Source organism: Serratia sp. BNK-17 (assembly GCF_048684935.1).
Taxonomy (GTDB): Bacteria; Pseudomonadota; Gammaproteobacteria; order Enterobacterales; family Enterobacteriaceae; genus Serratia; species Serratia nematodiphila.
This window is the reverse complement of the sequence record NZ_JBLQTR010000001.1, coordinates 2,077,610-2,095,736: the sequence shown is the minus strand read 5'-3', so window position 1 is coordinate 2,095,736 and position 18,127 is coordinate 2,077,610. Positions and strand designations below refer to the sequence as shown.

Sequence of the window (18,127 nt, the reverse complement as noted above, 5' to 3'; positions counted from 1 at the left end):
CGGCCTGTTATCGGGATTGCCGAATTGTCATCAGGCTGTGTCATCATCGCTTATTTCGTCATTTGAAAGGGATCTCGCTTATGGAATTATCCGCCCCGCTCATGTTGGTGCTTATCGGCCTGGCGTCGCTGCTGGCGCAGTGGCTGGCCTGGTTGCTGCGCCTGCCGGCCATCTTGCCGCTGCTGCTGTTCGGCATCGTGCTCGGCCCGACGGTGCATCTGGTGCAGCCGGATCTGCTGTTCGGCGATCTGCTGTTTCCGCTGGTGTCGCTGTCGGTGGCGATCATCCTGTTCGAAGGGGCGCTGACGCTGCGCTTCGAGGAGATACGCGGCCTCGGAGGCGTGGTGCGCAACCTGGTCACCGTCGGCATGCTGGTCACCTTTCTGGTCATCAGCCTCGCCAGCTGGTGGCTGCTGGATTTCCCGCCGGAGCTGGCGGCGCTGATCGGCGCGGTGACGGTGGTGACCGGGCCGACGGTGATCGCCCCGCTGATGCGCGTGGTGCGGCCGAACGCCAACATTAACCAGGTGTTGCGCTGGGAAGGGATCGTCATCGATCCGGTCGGCGCCATCTTCACCCTGTTGGTGTTCGAGTTTATCGTGCTGAAGCAGAATGCGGAGTCCTATACCCACCTGTTTTGGACGCTGGGCGTGACCGCCGCCGTCGGGCTTATCGCCGGCGCGCTGTTCGGCTACCTGCTCGGCCTGGCGCTGCGCCGCGTTTGGCTGCCGCGCTACCTGCAGAACCTGGCGGTGCTGGCTATTATGCTGACCGCCTTCGGCGTGTCCAACGCCATCGCCGACGAATCCGGCCTGCTGACCGTCACGGTGATGGGCATCTGGCTGGCCAACATGCGCGACGTGGACACCAGCGATATTCTGGCGTTTAAAGAGGAGCTGTCGGCGATCCTGATCTCGGCGCTGTTCATCATTCTGGCGGCGCGGCTCGACATCCAGGCACTGTGGAACATGGGCTGGCCGTTGCTCCTGCTGCTGCTGGCGGTGCAGTTCATCGCCCGGCCGCTGTGCATCGCGGTGTCGACCTGGCGCTCTTCCCTGCACTGGCGCGATCGGCTGCTGCTGTGCTGGATCGCCCCGCGCGGCATCGTGGCCGCGGCGGTCAGCTCGCTGTTCGCGCTGACGCTGCAGCGCAGCGGCTATCAGGGCGCCGACCGGCTGGTGACCGTGGTGTTCGCCATCATCATCGGCACCGTGGTGTTGCAAAGCCTGACCAGCGGCATGATGGCGCGCTGGCTGCGGGTGCAGCAGCAGAAACCGCGCGGCGTGCTGATCGTCGGCGCCAACAGCGTGGCGCGCATGCTGGCGCAGGCGCTGATCAAGCTGAACGTGCCGGTGATCGTCACCGACAGCAGCTGGGAATACTACCGTCAGGCGCGCATGGACGGCATTCCGGCCTACTATGGCCACGCCTACTCCGAACACGCCGAGAACTACCTCGATCTGAGCAATATCGCCCAGGTGCTGGCGCTGTCGCCCAATCGCCACCAGAACGCGCTGGCGGTCTACCACTTCGGCCATCTCTTCGGCGAAGATCACGTGTTCGCCATCCGTTCGGGGGCGCCGTTGAAAGGACGCGGCGCCAGCGCGGAAAGTTCGCGTTTCCGCCGGCATGAAATTTTATTTAATCAGGAAGCCACCTACGGCCGCCTGAGCAGCCTGCTCGCCAGAGGGGCCGCCATCAAAGCGACCAAATTGAACGAAAATTTCGGTTGGCTGGAGTATTTGGAGAAACATCAGGGCGTTATTCCGCTATTCAGCCAAAAGGAAGACGGTTCTCTGCAACCGATTGGCGCCGGTTCCACGCCCGCGATGCCCTGTACGCTTATCGCGCTGGTGCAAGATGAAAATCCCTCACCGTCTGTACGTTGACAGAATGGCGATAACCGGCTATTCCTAACAGCCTACTTGCGCACCCGGTGCGCAAGCCAGAAGAGGCGCGTCGCCCAGGTAGAGTGTCAGAGGAGCCGTTTCTCCGTTGACGGCACCCGAGGGGGAGCGACGCCGAGGTAGGGTAATGGCCGGCCATTATCGTATCGACTACAGGGGCTGAATCCCCTGGGTTGTCACCAGGGGATCGCCCGCAGGGCGATCGACAAGGTGGGGCGCTTCTGGGTGTATCGTAGCCTGACCTCTACGCCTGCCCCCTGTTTACCGCTCTCCCCTTGTGCCAAGGCTATGGAATTACAGTGCCCCAAACGGGCATCCCTGACACGAGGTTTCTAGATGAACCAAGCAGCACCCCAGAATTCCACCGTGGTAGCCAAGTTCGGCGGCACCAGCGTCGCCGACTTTGAAGCCATGAACCGCAGCGCCGACGTCGTGCTGGCCAACCCGCAGGTCCGCCTGGTGGTGTTGTCCGCTTCGGCGGGCGTCACCAACCTGTTGGTCGCCCTGGCCGAGGGTTGCGAGGCCGACAAGCGCAATTACCAGCTTGATGAAATCCGGCGTATCCAATACGCCATCCTCGATCGCCTCGCGGCGCCGGCGGTGATCCGCGACGAAATAGACCGCCTGCTGGAAAACATCGCCATGCTGTCGGAAGCCGCGTCGCTGGCCACCTCGACGGCGTTGACCGACGAACTGGTCAGCCATGGGGAGCTGATGTCCACCCTGCTGTTCGTTGAAATCCTGCGCGCCCGCAACGTGCAGGCCGAATGGTTCGACGTGCGCAAAGTGATGCGCACCGACGATCACTTCGGCCGCGCCGTGCCGGACAGCGCCGCGCTCAGCGAACTGGCCCGGGCGCAGTTGCAGCCGCGCCTGCAGGAAGCGCTGGTGGTCACCCAAGGCTTTATCGGCAGCGAGCCGAAGGGCCGCACCACCACGCTCGGCCGCGGCGGCAGCGACTATACCGCCGCGCTGCTCGGCGAAGCGCTCGGCGTCGGCCGGGTGGATATCTGGACCGACGTGCCGGGCATCTACACCACCGATCCGCGCGTGGTGCCGGCGGCCAAGCGCATCGACAAAATCGGTTTCGAAGAGGCGGCGGAAATGGCCACCTTCGGCGCTAAAGTGCTGCATCCGGCCACCCTGTTGCCGGCGGTGCGCAGCGATATTCCGGTGTTCGTCGGCTCCAGCAAGGATCCGGCGGCCGGCGGCACGCTAGTGTGCAACACCACCGAGAACCCGCCGCTGTTCCGCGCGCTGGCGCTGCGCCGCAAGCAAACGCTGCTGACGCTGCACAGCCTGAACATGCTGCACGCACGCGGTTTCCTGGCCGAGGTGTTCAACATCCTGGCGCGCCATAATGTCTCCGTCGATCTGATCACCACTTCGGAAGTCAGCATCGCGCTGACCATGGACACCACCGGCGCCACCTCCGTCGGCGGCAGCCTGCTGACCACCTCACTGCTGACCGAACTGTCGTCGCTGTGCCGGGTGGAAGTGGAAGAAAACCTGGCGCTGGTGGCGATCATCGGCAACCAGCTGTCGAGCGCCTGCGGCGTGGGCAAAGAGGTGTTCGGCGTGCTCGATCCGTTCAATATCCGCCTGATCTGCTACGGCGCCAGCAGCTATAACCTGTGCTTCCTGGTGCCGGGCGAAGAAGCCGAGCAGGTGGTGCGTACCCTGCATCACAACCTGTTCGAATAAGTCATTATCCCTGATTGCGGGCGCAGCATGCTGCGCCCCTGCGTCTAAAAAATCCGTTCAAAACCTGCAGGGGTTCAGCATGTTGAGCCCGCAATAAAAACACAACCACATCCACCGTTCTCAATCTGGCTAAGGAAAACCTGCATGCTGGCACTACTCACGCGCTTATTCCCCCTCTGGGCGATACTGCTGTCCGTCGCCGCGTATTACACGCCGACCACCTTTACCGGTATCGGCCCCTACGTCAGCCCGCTGCTGATGCTGATCATGTTCGCCATGGGCGTCACGCTGCGGCTCGACGACTTCAAACGCGTGCTGGCGCGCCCCGGCCCGGTGGCGGCAGGCATCTTCCTGCATTATCTGATCATGCCGCTGGCAGCCTGGATCCTGGCGATGCTGTTCCGCATGCCGCCGGATCTGTCCGCCGGCATGGTGCTGGTGGGCAGCGTGGCCAGCGGCACCGCCTCCAACGTGATGATCTATCTGGCCAAGGGTGACGTGGCGCTGTCGGTGACCATCTCGGCGGTCTCGACGCTGGTGGGGGTGTTCGCCACGCCGCTGCTGACCCGTCTATACGTCGACGCCGAGATCAGCGTCGATATCATGGGCATGCTGTTGAGCATTCTGCAGATTGTGGTGATCCCGATCGGCCTGGGCCTGATCGTCCACCATACCCTGACCAAGGCAGTGAAACGCATCGAGCCACTGTTGCCGGCGTTGTCGATGGTGTGCATTCTGGCGATCATCAGCGCGGTGGTGGCGGGCAGCCAAAGCCATATCGCTTCGGTCGGTCTGGTCGTTATCATCGCGGTGATCCTGCACAACGGCATCGGTCTGCTGAGCGGCTATTGGGGCGGCAAATTGTTCGGCTTCGACGAGTCCACCTGCCGCACGCTGGCGATCGAAGTGGGCATGCAGAACTCCGGGTTGGCGGCCACGCTGGGCAAAATCTACTTCTCGCCGCTGGCCGCGCTGCCAGGCGCGCTGTTCTCGGTCTGGCACAACCTCTCCGGTTCACTGCTGGCGGGTTATTGGTCCGGCCGCCCTATCAAGAAGAAATAAACCGCCTGTAGGGACGCAAACAATTGCGTCCCTTTTCTTTCCTGCGAAATTTCGTATTTCCCACTGGTCGGATTGTCATAATTCCCCTCATCCCCTATCATCCGTGAAAAATAAAAATTCAGATTCTTCCTATCCGTGCCGATAATGTTGACAAGAGGAAGAGACGCTCCACTTTTTTTAATTAATTAAGTCACCAGGGTTGCCCGCCATAAAAGAAGCAGCCTAATTATTATTTAGATATATACCCACCGTCTTATTTGCTGCGGCAAATCAAGATACCTCGCAATGTGCATGTCGCTCATTATTTCGGGCCGGCCGTCGGCCGCCCGTGGTTAACCTCATGGATTGGGCTGGCTGCCCCGGCGGCCTCTCAGAATGGATTACAATGATAAAAAAAATCACCGCCTTGACACTGCTGGTCAGCACGGCCCTTTCCGCCGAAACCCTGCCGGACTCCCACATGATGATGGACATGTCGATGGGGGAATCACGGCGCGCGTTGCAAGACAGCACGCGTGAAGTCAACCAGTTGATTGAGCAACGCCGCTACCAGCAGCTGAAGCAACAGCGCCTGCTGGCGGAACCGGAACCAGCCGCGCCCGCACTGCCGCAGTCCGCGCAGTGCCTGCCGATCGCCGGCGTTTATCTGCAGGGAGTCACCCTACTCTCGCCGGCCGATTTGTCGGCCCTGAGCGCGCTGCCGGAACAGTGCATCAGCAGCAACGATATCAATCGCCTGACCCGTGAATTAACGCGCCTTTATGTGCAAAAGGGCTATATCACCGCGCGCGTGCAAATTGTTCGCCCTAATTCACAAGGAGAATTGGGGTTAAGCGTGACGGAAGGATTTATCGAGAAAATAGAAGGCGGCGATCGCTGGGTCAACAGCCGTTTATTATTTCCGGGGCTGGAAGGCAAGCCGTTGAAATTAACCGAGCTCGATCAGGGATTGGATCAGGCCAACCGTTTGCAATCAAATACCACCAAGCTGGATATATTGCCCGGCCGCCAGGTTGGCGGTTCGGTTATTCGTTTGCGCAATCAGCATGCCAAGCCCTGGCTGATTACCGCCGGCACGGATAATTACGGCCAAAAAAGCACCGGCCGGTGGCTGGCGCGCGCCACTGCCACGTTGGACAGCCCGTTTGGCCTGTCGGACTTTGTCAGCCTGAACGCCAACAGCACGCTGGAAAACCCGGCTCACCGCTATAATCGCGCCTACACCCTGCTCTATTCGCTGCCGTACGGCGCGTTCACCTTCAGCGGGTTCGCCAGCTTCTCGTCCTATGAAAACCACCAGCAGCTGCCGCACAACGTGGTCAAACTGCACGGCCAGACCCAACAGTACGGGCTGCGCAGCGACTACGTGTTTTATCGCGATCACGATCAGATAGACAGCCTGAGCGGCCAGCTGACCTACAAGCGCATCGACAACTACTTCGAAAGCGTGCGCCTTGAGGTCAGCAGCCCAACGCTGACCCTGGCCGAACTGAGCGCCAGTCACCTGCAAATTCTGCCCAATGGCGTGTTCAGCGCCAACCTCAGCGTCGAGCAGGGGATGCCGTGGCTGGGGGCCGGCCGCCACCCGAGTTCGGTGCACCTCGACAGCCAGTTCACCAAAGGCAAGCTGTTCGCCAACCTCAGCCAGCGCCTCCAGCTGGGTGACGCCACCTATCAGCTCAACAATCTGTTCTATGGCCAGTACAGCCGCGACCCGCTGCCCGGCGTGGAGTGGCTGAGCCTCACCGATCGCAGCGCCGTGCGCGGCTTCAGCCGCAGCACCCAGTCCGGCGACAACGGCTGGTATCTGCAAAATACGCTGTCCCGCAGTTTCAATCTGGGTGCCACCACGCTGACGCCGCGCCTCGGCGCCGACGTTGGCCGCATTCTGCCGCGTCAGGACAACTCGGGCTGGCGCAGCAGCGCCGGTATAAGCACCGGCGCCACGTTACGTTACCGCCAGGCGCTGGTCGATCTCGAGGTCAGCCGCGGCTGGATTTTGTCTAACCACGCTACGCCGGAAGATCCCGTTCAGGTGTTGGCCCGCTTTTCTTACACCTTTTAATCAACAGTTTTGCAGGACCCCACGGCAATATACGGAGATACATGGATGAAAAATAATAACTTCAGACTTTCGGCGGCAGGCAAACTGGCCGCCGCGCTGGCGATTATTCTCGCCGCTTCCGCCGGCGCCTACGCCGCAGAGATCGTTGCGGCCAACGGCGCCAACGGCCCCGGCGTCTCCACCGCCGCCACCGGCGCGCAGGTGGTCGATATCGTCGCGCCGAACGGCAACGGGCTGTCGCACAACCAATATCAGGACTTCAACGTCAACCAGCCCGGCGCGGTGCTGAACAACTCCCGCGAGGCGGGACTGTCGCAGCTGGCCGGCCAACTGGGCGCCAACCCCAATCTGGGCGGGCGCGAAGCCAGCGTGATCCTCAACGAAGTGATCGGCCGTAACCCGTCTCTGCTGCATGGCCAGCAAGAGATCTTCGGCATGGCGGCCGACTACGTGCTGGCCAACCCGAACGGCATCAGCTGTCAGGGCTGCGGATTCATCAATACCAGCCATTCCTCACTGGTGGTCGGCAACCCGCTGGTGGAAAACGGCGTGCTGCAGGGTTACAGCACCTTCGGCAACCGCAACACTCTGAGCCTCAATGGCACCCTGAACGCCGGCGGCGTACTGGATCTGATCGCGCCGAAGATCGACAGCCGCGGCGAAGTGATCGTGCAAGATTTCAAGCATTCGGATGGTAAGGTGACCTCGGCGACGATCAACGCCATCAGCGGCCTTAACCGGGTAGCGCGCGACGGCACGGTGCAGGCCAGCCAACAGACGCCGACCGCGCTGGACAGCTACTACCTCGGCAGCATGCAGGCCGGGCGCATCAACATCATCAACACCGCGCAGGGCAGCGGCGTGAAACTGGCCGGCTCGTTGAACGCCGGCGATGAGCTCAAGGTGAAAGCCTATGATATCCGCAGCGAAAGCCGCGTCGACGACGCCAGCAGCAACAAAAACGGCGGCGATAACTATCAAAATTACCGTGGCGGCATCTACGTCAACGATCGCAGCAGCAGCCAGAAGCTGACCCGCACCGAGCTGAAAGGCAAGAACATCAGTCTGGTGGCGGATAATCTCGCGCACCTCACCGCCACCGATATCCGCGGTGAAGACATTACGCTGCAGGGCGGTAAGCTGACGCTCGACGGCCAGCAGTTGAAGCAGACGCAAGGCCATACCGACGATCGCTGGTTCTACTCCTGGCAATATGACGTTACCCGCGAACGCGAGCAGCTGCAACAGGCGGGCAGCACCGTCGCCGCCGGCGGCAGCGCCAAACTCATCAGCACCCAGGAAGACGTGAAGCTGCTGGGCGCCAATGTCAGCGCCGAGCGTGCGCTGAGCGTCAAAGCGGCGCGCGACGTACACCTTGCCGGGCTGGTGGAGAAGGATAAATCCAGCGAGCGCGGCTACCAGCGCAACCACACCTCCAGCCTGCGCACCGGCAGATGGAGCAGCAGCGACGAAAGCGAAAGCCTGAAGGCCAGCGAACTGCGCAGCCAGGGTGAACTGACGTTGAAAGCCGGTCGCAATGTCTCGACTCAGGGCGCCAATATCCATGCCCAGCGCGATCTGACGATCGATGCAGACGGCCAGATCCAGGTCGGGGTGCAGAAAACCGCCAACGCCAAAGCGGTACGCGATGACAAAACCTCCTGGGGCGGCATCGGCGGCGGCGACAACAAAAACAACAGCAATCGCCGCGAGATCAGCCACGCTTCCGAGCTGACCAGCGGCGGCACCCTGCGCCTGAACGGCCAGCAAGGCGTCACCATTACCGGCAGCAAGGCGCGCGGCCAGAAAGGCGGCGAAGTCACCGCCACCCACGGCGGCCTGCGCATCGACAACGCGCTGAGCACCACCGTGGACAAAATCGACGCGCGCACCGGCACCGCCTTCAACATCACCAGCAGTTCGCACAAGGCCGACAACAGCTACCAGAGCAGCACCGCCAGCGAGCTGAAGTCCGACACCAACCTGACGCTGGTCAGCCACAAGGATGCCGACGTGATCGGCAGCCAGGTCGCCAGCGGCGGTGAGCTGAGCGTCGAGTCGAAGACCGGCAACATCAACGTCAAGGCGGCCGAGCGGCAGCAGAACATCGACGAGCAGAAGACCGCGCTCACCGTTAACGGCTACGCCAAAGAAGCCGGTGACAAGCAGTACCGCGCCGGTTTGCGCATCGAGCACACCCGCGACAGCGAGAAAACCACCCGCACCGAGAATAGCGCCTCAAGCCTCAGCGGCGGCAACGTGAAGCTCAAGGCGGAGAAGGACGTGACCTTCAGCGGTTCTCAATTGGTCGCCGACAAAGGCGACGCCAGCGTCAGCGGCAACAAGGTTTCGTTCCTGGCGGCCGACGACAAAACGGCCTCAAACACCGAGCAAACCAAGATCGGCGGCGGTTTCTATTACACCGGCGGCATCGACAAACTCGGCAGCGGCGTGGAAGCCGGCTACGAGAACAGCAAAACCCAGACGCAAAGCAGCAAGGCGATCACCTCCGGCAGCGACGTCAAAGGCAACCTGACGATCAACGCCCGCGACAAGCTGACCCAGCAAGGCGCACAGCACCGCGTCGGCGGCGCCTATCAAGAAAACGCCGCCGGCGTCGATCACCTTGCCGCTGCCGACACCGCCAGCACCACCACCACCAAAACCGACGTCGGCGTGAACATCGGCGCCAACGTCGATTACAGCGCCGTGACCCGTCCGGTCGAGCGCGCGGTCGGCAAGGCAGCCAAGCTGGACGCTACCGGCGTTATCAACGACATCGGCGGCATCGGCGCGCCTAACGTCGGCCTGGATATCGGCGCACAGGGCGGCAACAGCGAAAAACACAGCAGCAGCTCGCAGGCGGTGGTCAGCTCGGTGAAAGCCGGCAGCATCGACATCAATGCCAAAGGCGAAGTGCGCGATCAGGGCACGCAGTACCAGGCGAGCAAAGGCGCGGTTAACCTGACGGCGGACAGCCACCGCAGCGAAGCCGCGGCAAACCGTCAGGACGAGCAGAGCCGCGACACCCGCGGCAGCGCCGGCGTGCGCGTCTACACCACCACCGGCAGCGATCTGACCGTGGACGCCAAGGGCGAAGGCGGCACCCAGCGCAGCAACAGCAGCGCCAGCCAGGCGGTGGCCGGCTCGATCGACGCGGCCAACGGCATCAACGTCAACGTGAAAAAAGACGCGGTCTATCAGGGTACCGCGCTGAACGGCGGCAGCGGTAAAACCGCCGTCAACGCCGGCGGCGATATCCGCTTCGATCAGGCCAGCGACAAACAGAGCGAGAACCACAGCGGCTTTAACGTCAAAGCGTCCGCCAAAGGTGGCTTCACCGCCGACAGCAAAAACTTCGGCGCCGGTTTCGGCGGCGGCACCAACAACGGTGAAAGCAGCAGCAGCACGGCGCAGGTCGGCAACGTCAGCGGCCAGGGCGTGGAGCTGAAGGCGGGCCGCGATCTGACGCTGCAGGGCACCAACGTCAAGAGCCAGGGCGACGTCAGCCTGAACGCGGGCAACAAGGTCGCGCTGCAGGCGGCGGAATCGACCCAAACGCGTAAGGAAAGCAAGCTGTCCGGCAATATCGATCTGGGCGCCGGCAGCAGCGACAGCAAGGAAAAAACCGGCGGCAGCCTCTCCGCAGGCGGCGCGTTCGACATCGCCAAGGTCAATGAGTCCGCGACCGAGCGCCAGGGTGCTACTATCGCCTCAGACGGCAAGGTCACCCTGTCCGCCAACGGCAAAGGCGATGACGCGCTGCATCTGCAGGGGGCCAAAGTCAGCGGCGGCAACGCCGCGCTCGAAGCGAAAAACGGCGGCATCCTGCTGGAATCCGCCAAGAACGAGCAGCATAAGGACGACTGGAATCTGGGCATCAAAGCCAACGCCAGAGGCGGTCAAACCTTCAACAAGGACGCCGGCGGCAAGGTCGATCCGAACACCGGCAAAGACACCCACACGCTGGGCGCAGGTCTGAAAGTCGGCGTGGAGCAGCAGGATAAAACCACCCACGCCAACACCGGCATCACCGCGGGCGACGTGGCGCTCAACAGCGGCAAAGACACCCGCCTTGCCGGCGCGCGCGTCGACGCCGACAGCGTACAGGGCAAGGTGGGCGGCGATCTGCGCGTTGAAAGCCGCAAAGACATCGAGACAGGCTTGAAGGTGGATGTGGATGCCGGTCTGAGCCACAGCAACGATCCGGGCAGCAGCATCACCTCCAAGCTGTCGAAGGTCGGCACGCCGCGCTACGCCGGTAAAGTGAAAGAGAAACTGGAAGCCGGGGTGAACAAAGTGGCCGACGCCACCACCGACAAGTACAACAGCGTGGCGCGTCGCCTCGATCCGCAGCAGGATACCACCGGTGCAGTCAGCTTCAGCAAGGCTGACGGCAAAGTCACGCTGCCGGAAACGCCGGCCGGCGAAAAACCGCAGGGCCCACTGTGGGATCGCGGCGCACGCACCGTCGGCGGCGCGGTAAAAGACAGCATCACCGGGCCGGCGGGTCGCCAGGGGCAGCTCAAGGTCAATGCCGACGTGGTGAACAACAATGCGGTTGGCGAGCAATCGGCGATTGCCGGTAAGCACGGCGTGGCGCTGCAGGTCGGCGGCCAAACCCAACTGACCGGCGGCGAAATCCGCAGTCAGCAGGGCAAGGTGGAACTGGGCGGTAGCCAGGTCAGCCAGCAGGACGTCAGCGGCCAGCGCTATCAGGGCGGCGGCCGCGTCGATGCGGCGGCCACGGTAGGTGGACTGTTAGGCGGCGCGGCGAAGCAAAGCGTCGACGGCAACGTGCCGTTCGCCAGCGGCCATGCCTCAACTCAGCAGGCGGACGCCAAAGCCGGCGTGTTCAGCGGCAAATAACGCGCCTCCCCTACGCAACGCCCCCGGTTAAAACCGGGGGCGTTTTTTTACAGCGTGCTCGGGGTGTCTTCCCAGTCGCGATCGTCGTCTTTCGCATCCTGATCCAACACGTTGTAGGCCACGGCGCAAAACAGCGAGTTCAGGCGCTTCATGTCTCCCAACAATCCCAAATGCAGCGAACTGGTCTCGATGCTCTGCACGTTTTGCTGATGCAAACGATCGACGTGCGCGTGCGCGTAGCGGCGATCCAGAATGCGGAAGCGGTGCTTGGAACGGCGCAGGCGTTTGGCGCTGGTGACGTCGCCGGACAGGAACACCGACAGCCCCAGACGCAGGTTGCCGATCAGCCGTTCGTGCAACCCGTCCAGTTCCGCCAATCCTTCCGCCGAGAAGGCGCGGCGCGCGGCGTGCGATTTGGCGCCCACGTCGCCGGCCATGCGCTCGATGATGTCGCCCGCCTGTTCCAGGTTGAGCGCCATTTCGATGATTTCCGCCCAGCGGCGCGAATCTTCCTCGCCCAGATCTTCCTTCTGGATCTGCGCCAGATACAGCTTGATGGCGGTGTACAGCACGTCGACGTCATCGTCGAGTCGCCGCACCTCTTTATCCACACCTTGCTTACCGTGCAGCACTTCGCGCTGCAGGATCATCATGTGTTCCACCACGTCGCCCATGCGCAGCGTTTCGCGCGCCGCGTTGGCCAGCGCCAGCGTCGGCGTATCCAGCGCGCTGGCGTCCAGATGACGCGGCCGCATGCGCGGGTCGTCGGCCGCCACGTCGACGATCAGCCGTTCGCACAGCGTCGCCATCGGCCCGGCCAGCGGGATCATCACCAGACAACGGATCAGGTTGTAGAACACGTGGAAATAGATCACCAGCTCTTCGCTGCCGCCCGGCAGCTGAGCCATCACATCCGCCAGATAGGAGACGAAGGGCAACACCAGGATGCAGCCCACCAATTTGAACAGCAGGCTGCCGAGCGCCACGCGCCGCCCGGCGGCGTTCTGGCCGCTGGCGTTGATCATCGCCAGCAGGCCGCTGCCGAGGTTGGCGCCGATCACCAGACAGAGCGCCACCTTCAGCGAAATCACGCCGGTGGCGGTCAGGGTGGCGGTCAGCAGCACCGCGGCCAGGCTGGAATAGCTGACGATGGCGAACAGCGCGCCGGTCAGGGCATCCAGCATCACATCGCCGGTCAGCGACGAGAACAGCACTTTCACCCCTGCCGCCTGGGTGATCGGCGTGGCGGCGGCCACGATCAGTTCCAGCGCCAGCACGATCAGCCCCAGACCGATCAGAACGCGTCCGATCTGGCCGATCCGCATCTGTTTGCGGCTGAGGAACAGGAAGACGCCGACCAGGATCAGCAGCGGCGACAGCCAGGAAAGATCGAAGGTCAGCACGCGCGCCATCAGCGCGGTGCCGACGTCGGCGCCCAGCATGATCACCAGCGCAGGCGCCAGCCCCACCAGCCCCTGCGCGACGAAAGAGGTCACCAGCAGCGCGGTGGCGTTGCTGCTTTGCACCAGCGCGGTCACGCCGATGCCGGAAACGAACGCCAGCGGTTTTTTCTCAACGCTGTCGCTTAACACGCGCCGCAGATTGGCGCCGTAAACCCGCATGATCCCGGTACGCACGATGTGGGTTCCCCACACCAACAGCGCCACGGACGAAAGCAGGTGAAGAAGGGTCAGCACGGAAGATACGCTCCATTAACGCCCGGCCAAAGGAGGCTGATACCCGATGCCTGTCACGCGAAGCACAGAGGCGAGCCAAAGGATGACGGGTACAGCGCGCGGTCCCGCCTGCCGGGCGTGGGTCTGGCAGGACAGCGGGCGGGCGGCAGACCGCAGAAGAGAAGGGTTAAGGCGGCGGTGGGAGAGCCCCGGCGCCGCGCTGCGAAGTCATGCAACTTCCCGCAATACAACAGGTTCCAAGTGTAGCCCAATTTCCGCGCCGTCGGGCCGCAGATCGGCCACCGAACGGTTGAGCACGTCAACCAGCAACTCTACCTCGCGAACCTGAATCCGATAGCGTACCACATTCCCGAGCAAACTGTGGCCAAGGATCACCCCGCCGATCCCCTGTCCGGCCGGCAACAGCCCGATAGACTCTGGGCGGATCGCCACCTTGCCGGCATAGCTGCGCCCGGTCAGCCGGCCGGCCTGTTCGGCGCTCAGCAGGTTATAGTTGCCGATAAAACCGGCGGCGAAGGCGTCCGCCGGCTGGGTATACAGGGTTTCCGCATCACCGCTCTGCACGATCTGCCCCTTGTTCATCAGGACGATGCGATCCGACAGGGTCAGCGCCTCTTCCTGATCGTGGGTGACGAAGATCGCTGTCAGGTTCAGCTCGCGTTGAATGCGCCGGATCTGCTCGCGCAGATGTTTGCGGATGCGCGCGTCCAGCGCCGACAGCGGTTCGTCGAGCAGCAGCAGACGCGGGCGCGTGACCAGCGATCGCGCCAGCGCCACGCGCTGACACTGGCCGCCCGACAGCTGATGCGGATAGCGCTTCGCCAGATCGCTCAGCTCCACCAGCGCCAGCACCTCCTGCACCCGCTGGCCGATCTGCCCGGCCGCCAGCTTCTGCATTTTCAGGCCGAAGGCCACGTTGCCTTCCACCGTCATATTGGGAAACAGCGCATAGCTTTGGAACACCATGCCGATGCCGCGCTTTTGCGGCGCCAGCGGCACCAGATCCTGGCCCTGCAGTAAAATTTGCCCGCTGTCGACCGGAGTCAGGCCGGCCAGACAGCGCAACAGCGTCGACTTGCCGCAGCCGCTTGGCCCGAGCAGGGTGACGAACTCCCCCTCTTCGGCGGTGAAATAGATATCCTGAAACACCTGGGTTTGGCCATAGTGTTTGTTCAGGCGGGTGACGTTGAGATAAGCCATCGGGTTAACCCTTGTTTTTATTCAGCAGGTTCGCCAGCCAGGTGACGAGCAGCACCACGGCGAAATAGGAGATGACCAGCGCGCTGGTGAAATGCCCGCTGCCGTTGCGCATGTTGAACAGATAGACCTGCAGCGTTTCATACTGGCTGCCCACCAGCAGGTTGGCGAACACGAACTCGCCGATCAGGAACGAGAACGACAGCAACACGGCGATCGTTCCGCCCTTGCGCAAATTTGGCAGCACCACCCACAGCGCCGCCCGCCAGGTACTGGCGCCGAGCAAGTGCGCGGCGTCCATCAGATCGCGCAGGTTGATCGCCTGCATGTTGTTGCTGATGGCGCGGTAGATAAACGGCAGCGCGATGGTGAAATAGCAACCCACCAAAATCCAGGGGGTGCCGAGCAGCGGCAGCGGATCGGCGGCGAACAGTTGCATCAGCCCCACCGCCGACACCACCGGCGGCACGGCGAACGGCAGCAGAATCAGCACGTTCATCACCGCGTCCAGCTTGGGGAAGTAGTAAGCGATCACAAACATCGCCGGCAGGATCACCACCACCGACAGCAGCAGCGTGCCGAAGCAGATCAGCAGCGAGTGCCACAGCGCCTGCAAAAAGCGCGGATCGCTCCACAGCGCCGTCAGCCACTTCAGGGTAAAACCGTCCGGCAAAATGGTGGCGCCCCACTGGGTAGCCAGCGCGTAAATCAGCGTCGCCGCCAGCGGCAGCAGCAGGATCAACAGCAGCAGGCCGGTCACCGTGCGGTGGTACAAGCGTTCAACACGCGACATGAGCATTCTCCAGCCGGTTATGAGCGCGCATTGAGGTAGCTCCTGCGCAGCATCCATTGGTGGATCACCGTGATAAACGCCATCATCACCACCAGCAGCATCGCCAGCGCGCTGGCCAGGTTCGGATCGAGGGAGATGTCCCCCGCCACCAGCGCCGAGATGCGGATCGGGATCACGTTGAAGTTGCCGGTGGTCAGCGCATACACCGTGGCGTAGGCGCCGAGCGCGTTGGCCAGCAGGATGACGAAGGTGCCCATCAGCGCCGGCGCCAGCACCGGCAGGCCGATATGCCGCCAGTAGCGCCAGGGGCCGGCACCGAGCAGCGCCGCCGATTCGCGCCAGTCGGCGCGCAGCGCGTCGAATGCCGGATACAGCAGCAGCACCCCGAGCGGGATCTGGAAGTAGGTATACAGCACGATCAGGCCGCTCTTCGAATAGAGGTTGAAGCTCTCCATCAGGCCGTATTTGCGCAGCAGCAACGTCAGGCAACCGTTCAGCCCCAGCAGAATGACGAAGGCGAACGCCAGCGGCACCCCGGCGAAGTTGCTGGTCATGTTGGTGAACGACATCACGAAGTCATGAAACCGCGTCTGGCCGAGCTGGCGCAGTGAGTAACTGCCAACTAACGCGATCAGCAAGCCGTAGACGCTCGACCACAGCGAGATCTCCAGCGAGAACTGAAACGCCTGCAGGTAGAACGGCGAAGTGAGGATATCGACATAGTTTCCCCAGCCCCAGCCGCTGGTCTCGCTGAAAAAGCTGTGAATGGCGATCCACACCAGCGGGGCGAGCTGAAACGCGCCGAACAGCACGATAAACGGCAGCAGGCACAGTGCGGCGATCCATTTGGTTTTGCTGTTCATCGCGCATCCTGCGCCAGCAACGCCCGGCAGCGCGGCTTGTCGTGCGGCGCCTGCAGCAGATCGCAGATCGTGCCGCACAGCTCGGTTTGCTGCGGATCGGCGTCGTCCAGGCTGAAGCCCGCGCCGAACACGAACAGCGGCACCTGGCGCTCTTCCGGCAACACCCCGCCGTGGCTGCGATCGTCGTTCATGCCGTGGTCGGCGGTAACCAGCACCTGATAACCGGCCGCCAGCCACTCGGGCAGGTAGCGCGACAACGAGCCGTCGGCGCGCCGCGCCGCGTTGCGGTACTGCGGCGAAGAGAGGCCGAAGCGGTGCCCGGCGTCGTCGATGTTCATCGGATGGATCAGCAAGAAGTCCGGCTGATGACGCTGGCGCAGGCTTTCGGCGTCGTCGAAAAGATGGCTGTCGGGATAGCCGTCGTCGTAATAGAAATGGCCGTGCTGGATCGGCAGCTCGGGGGCGTCGGTATGGCGGTCGCGCGCGGCGTCGAACGGCGTGCGGTTATACAATTCGCTGAACCAATGATACGCGGCGGCGGCGGTGGTCAGCCCGGCGGCGCGCGCGTAATGAAACACGCTTTGTTGATGAGAAAGGCGCGAGACGTGGTTATGCACCACGCCGCTCTCCACCGGCGTGATGCCGGTGAGGATGCATTCATACAGCGGCCGGGAGAGCGAGGGCAACTCGCTCTCCAGCAGGTACAACCGCCCGCGTCCCGCCGCGCATTCGGCCTGCAGATAACCCATGGCGTCGTGCGCCACCCGGTAGTTGAGGCCGTCCAGCAGCACGAGGATCGTTTTCATGGTGCGTTAACTCACTGCTGCATAAACATAATGACGTTTTCCTGCCACAGGCGCGGCAGCGCTTTGGCGCTCTGTTCCCAGGCCGCCGGATCGGCGATCGGGTGCGCGTTCTTGTACTGCTCGGCCGGCAGCAGCTTGGCCTTGACGTCGTCCGGCAGCGTCAGATGTTCGGCGCGGATCGGGCGGGCATAGCCGCGCGCCAGGTTGATCTGACCGGCGTCGGAGAAGATGTATTCGCGCGCCAGCTTGGCGGCATTCGGGTGCTTGGCGTATTTGTTGATGATGGTGGTGTAGCCGGAAGTGATCGAACCGTCCGACGGGATCAGCACTTCAAAGCGGGTTTTGTCGATCTGATCGCGGTAGTTCAGGCCGTTAAAGTCCCATACCACGCCAACCTGCACTTCCCCCTTCTCCAGCGACGCGATCACCGGGTTACTCAGGCTCAGGCGGCCGGCCTTGGCCAGCTTGCCGAAGAATTCCAGGCCCGGCTTGAGGTTTTTCTCGTTGCCGCCCATCGCGTAAGTGGCCGCCAGCACGCCGCTGGCCGCCTGCGACGCGGTGCCGACGTCGCCGATGGTGACCTGATAGCTGCCCTTGAGCAGATCGGCCCAGCTGTGCGGGATGTCTTTCACCTGCTGCTTGTTGATGATGAAGGCGATGGTGCCGGTGTAAGCCAGCGCCCAGTGGCCATCTTTGTCTTTCGCCCAATCCGGCACCTGATCCCAGGTGGAGGGTTTGTACGGCTGCGTTACACCCTTCTGCACCGCCACCGGGCCGAAGGCCGCGCCGACGTCACCGATGTCCGCCGTGGCGTTGTTCTTTTCCGCATCGAATTTGGCGATCTCCTGCGCAGAGCTCATGTCGGTATCGACATGCTTCAGGCCGTATTTGCTCAACAGATCTTGCCAGGTGCCTTTCCAGTTGGCCCAGCTGTCCGGCATGCCGACGCTGTTGACTTCGCCTTCTTTTTTAGCGGCCTGCTCCAGCGCCGCCAGATCGGTATCCGCGGCCCAGCTCATCTGGCTGGATAACACGATGGCACTGGTTAACACAGAAGCGCACAAACGTTTCATAACTGATGCTCCAGGTGGTAGTGTGGGGATGGCTGGACTAGTCCAGCAAGGACCAAACCAATCTAACGGACGAATGTGATAATTATATGTC

11 protein-coding genes and 1 riboswitch are annotated in these 18,127 nt (G+C 62.7%); of the genes, 5 read left to right on the top strand and 6 right to left on the bottom strand.

Translation table 11 applies throughout. The features are described 5' to 3' along the window. The first annotated feature begins 80 nt into the window (after positions 1–80). The 5 genes from ACMGF7_RS09980 to ACMGF7_RS09960 all read left to right on the top strand — a co-directional run bounded on the left by ACMGF7_RS09980 (position 81) and on the right by ACMGF7_RS09960 (position 11,607). A complete protein-coding gene (locus ACMGF7_RS09980) occupies positions 81–1,889 on the top strand; it encodes a cation:proton antiporter (RefSeq protein ID WP_049204312.1) in 1,809 nt (602 codons plus the stop codon). Between the two features lie 52 nt (positions 1,890–1,941). Next, positions 1,942–2,136, top strand: a riboswitch (Lysine riboswitch). A gap of 107 nt (positions 2,137–2,243) precedes the next feature. Beyond that, the gene (lysC, locus tag ACMGF7_RS09975) at positions 2,244–3,611 is read left to right on the top strand and encodes a lysine-sensitive aspartokinase 3 (RefSeq protein WP_420286425.1); all 1,368 of its coding nucleotides are present in this window, start codon (positions 2,244–2,246) and stop codon (positions 3,609–3,611) included. A gap of 144 nt (positions 3,612–3,755) precedes the next feature. Then, on the top strand, positions 3,756–4,673 hold the full coding sequence (gene panS, locus ACMGF7_RS09970) for a ketopantoate/pantoate/pantothenate transporter PanS (protein WP_044030318.1): 918 nt from the start codon (positions 3,756–3,758) through the stop codon (positions 4,671–4,673). A 385-nt stretch (positions 4,674–5,058) separates the two neighbouring features. Continuing rightward, positions 5,059–6,738 carry a ShlB/FhaC/HecB family hemolysin secretion/activation protein gene (locus ACMGF7_RS09965; RefSeq protein WP_004936682.1) on the top strand — a complete coding sequence of 560 codons (1,680 nt, stop codon included), beginning with the start codon at positions 5,059–5,061 and terminating at the stop codon, positions 6,736–6,738. A gap of 45 nt (positions 6,739–6,783) precedes the next feature. Then, a complete protein-coding gene (locus tag ACMGF7_RS09960) occupies positions 6,784–11,607 on the top strand; it encodes a hemagglutinin repeat-containing protein (RefSeq protein WP_420286424.1) in 4,824 nt (1,607 codons plus the stop codon). Between the two features lie 47 nt (positions 11,608–11,654). Here ACMGF7_RS09960 and ACMGF7_RS09955 read toward each other — a convergent pair whose 3' ends face one another. From ACMGF7_RS09955 to ACMGF7_RS09930, 6 genes are all read right to left on the bottom strand, one after another. Then, on the bottom strand, positions 11,655–13,304 hold the full coding sequence (locus ACMGF7_RS09955; protein ID WP_004936675.1) for a Na/Pi cotransporter family protein: 1,650 nt from the start codon (positions 13,302–13,304) through the stop codon (positions 11,655–11,657). Positions 13,305–13,511: 207 nt separating this feature from the next. Then, complete coding sequence (locus ACMGF7_RS09950) at positions 13,512–14,504, bottom strand: ABC transporter ATP-binding protein (protein ID WP_197798923.1); 993 nt, start codon at positions 14,502–14,504, stop codon at positions 13,512–13,514. A gap of 4 nt (positions 14,505–14,508) precedes the next feature. Further along, positions 14,509–15,294, bottom strand: a complete 786-nt coding sequence (locus ACMGF7_RS09945; RefSeq protein WP_015379246.1) for an ABC transporter permease — start codon at positions 15,292–15,294, stop codon at positions 14,509–14,511. Positions 15,295–15,311: 17 nt separating this feature from the next. Then, positions 15,312–16,157, bottom strand: a complete 846-nt coding sequence (locus ACMGF7_RS09940) for an ABC transporter permease (protein WP_197798924.1) — start codon at positions 16,155–16,157, stop codon at positions 15,312–15,314. Beyond that, positions 16,154–16,963 (bottom strand): alkaline phosphatase family protein, encoded by an 810-nt coding sequence (locus ACMGF7_RS09935; protein WP_049189129.1) that lies wholly within the window; start codon positions 16,961–16,963, stop codon positions 16,154–16,156. The genes ACMGF7_RS09940 and ACMGF7_RS09935 overlap by 4 nt, the downstream gene beginning before the upstream one ends. An 11-nt stretch (positions 16,964–16,974) precedes the next feature. Further along, entirely contained in the window at positions 16,975–18,036 is a 1,062-nt protein-coding gene (locus tag ACMGF7_RS09930; protein WP_004936660.1) for an ABC transporter substrate-binding protein, read from the bottom strand. Positions 18,037–18,127 lie beyond the last annotated feature (91 nt).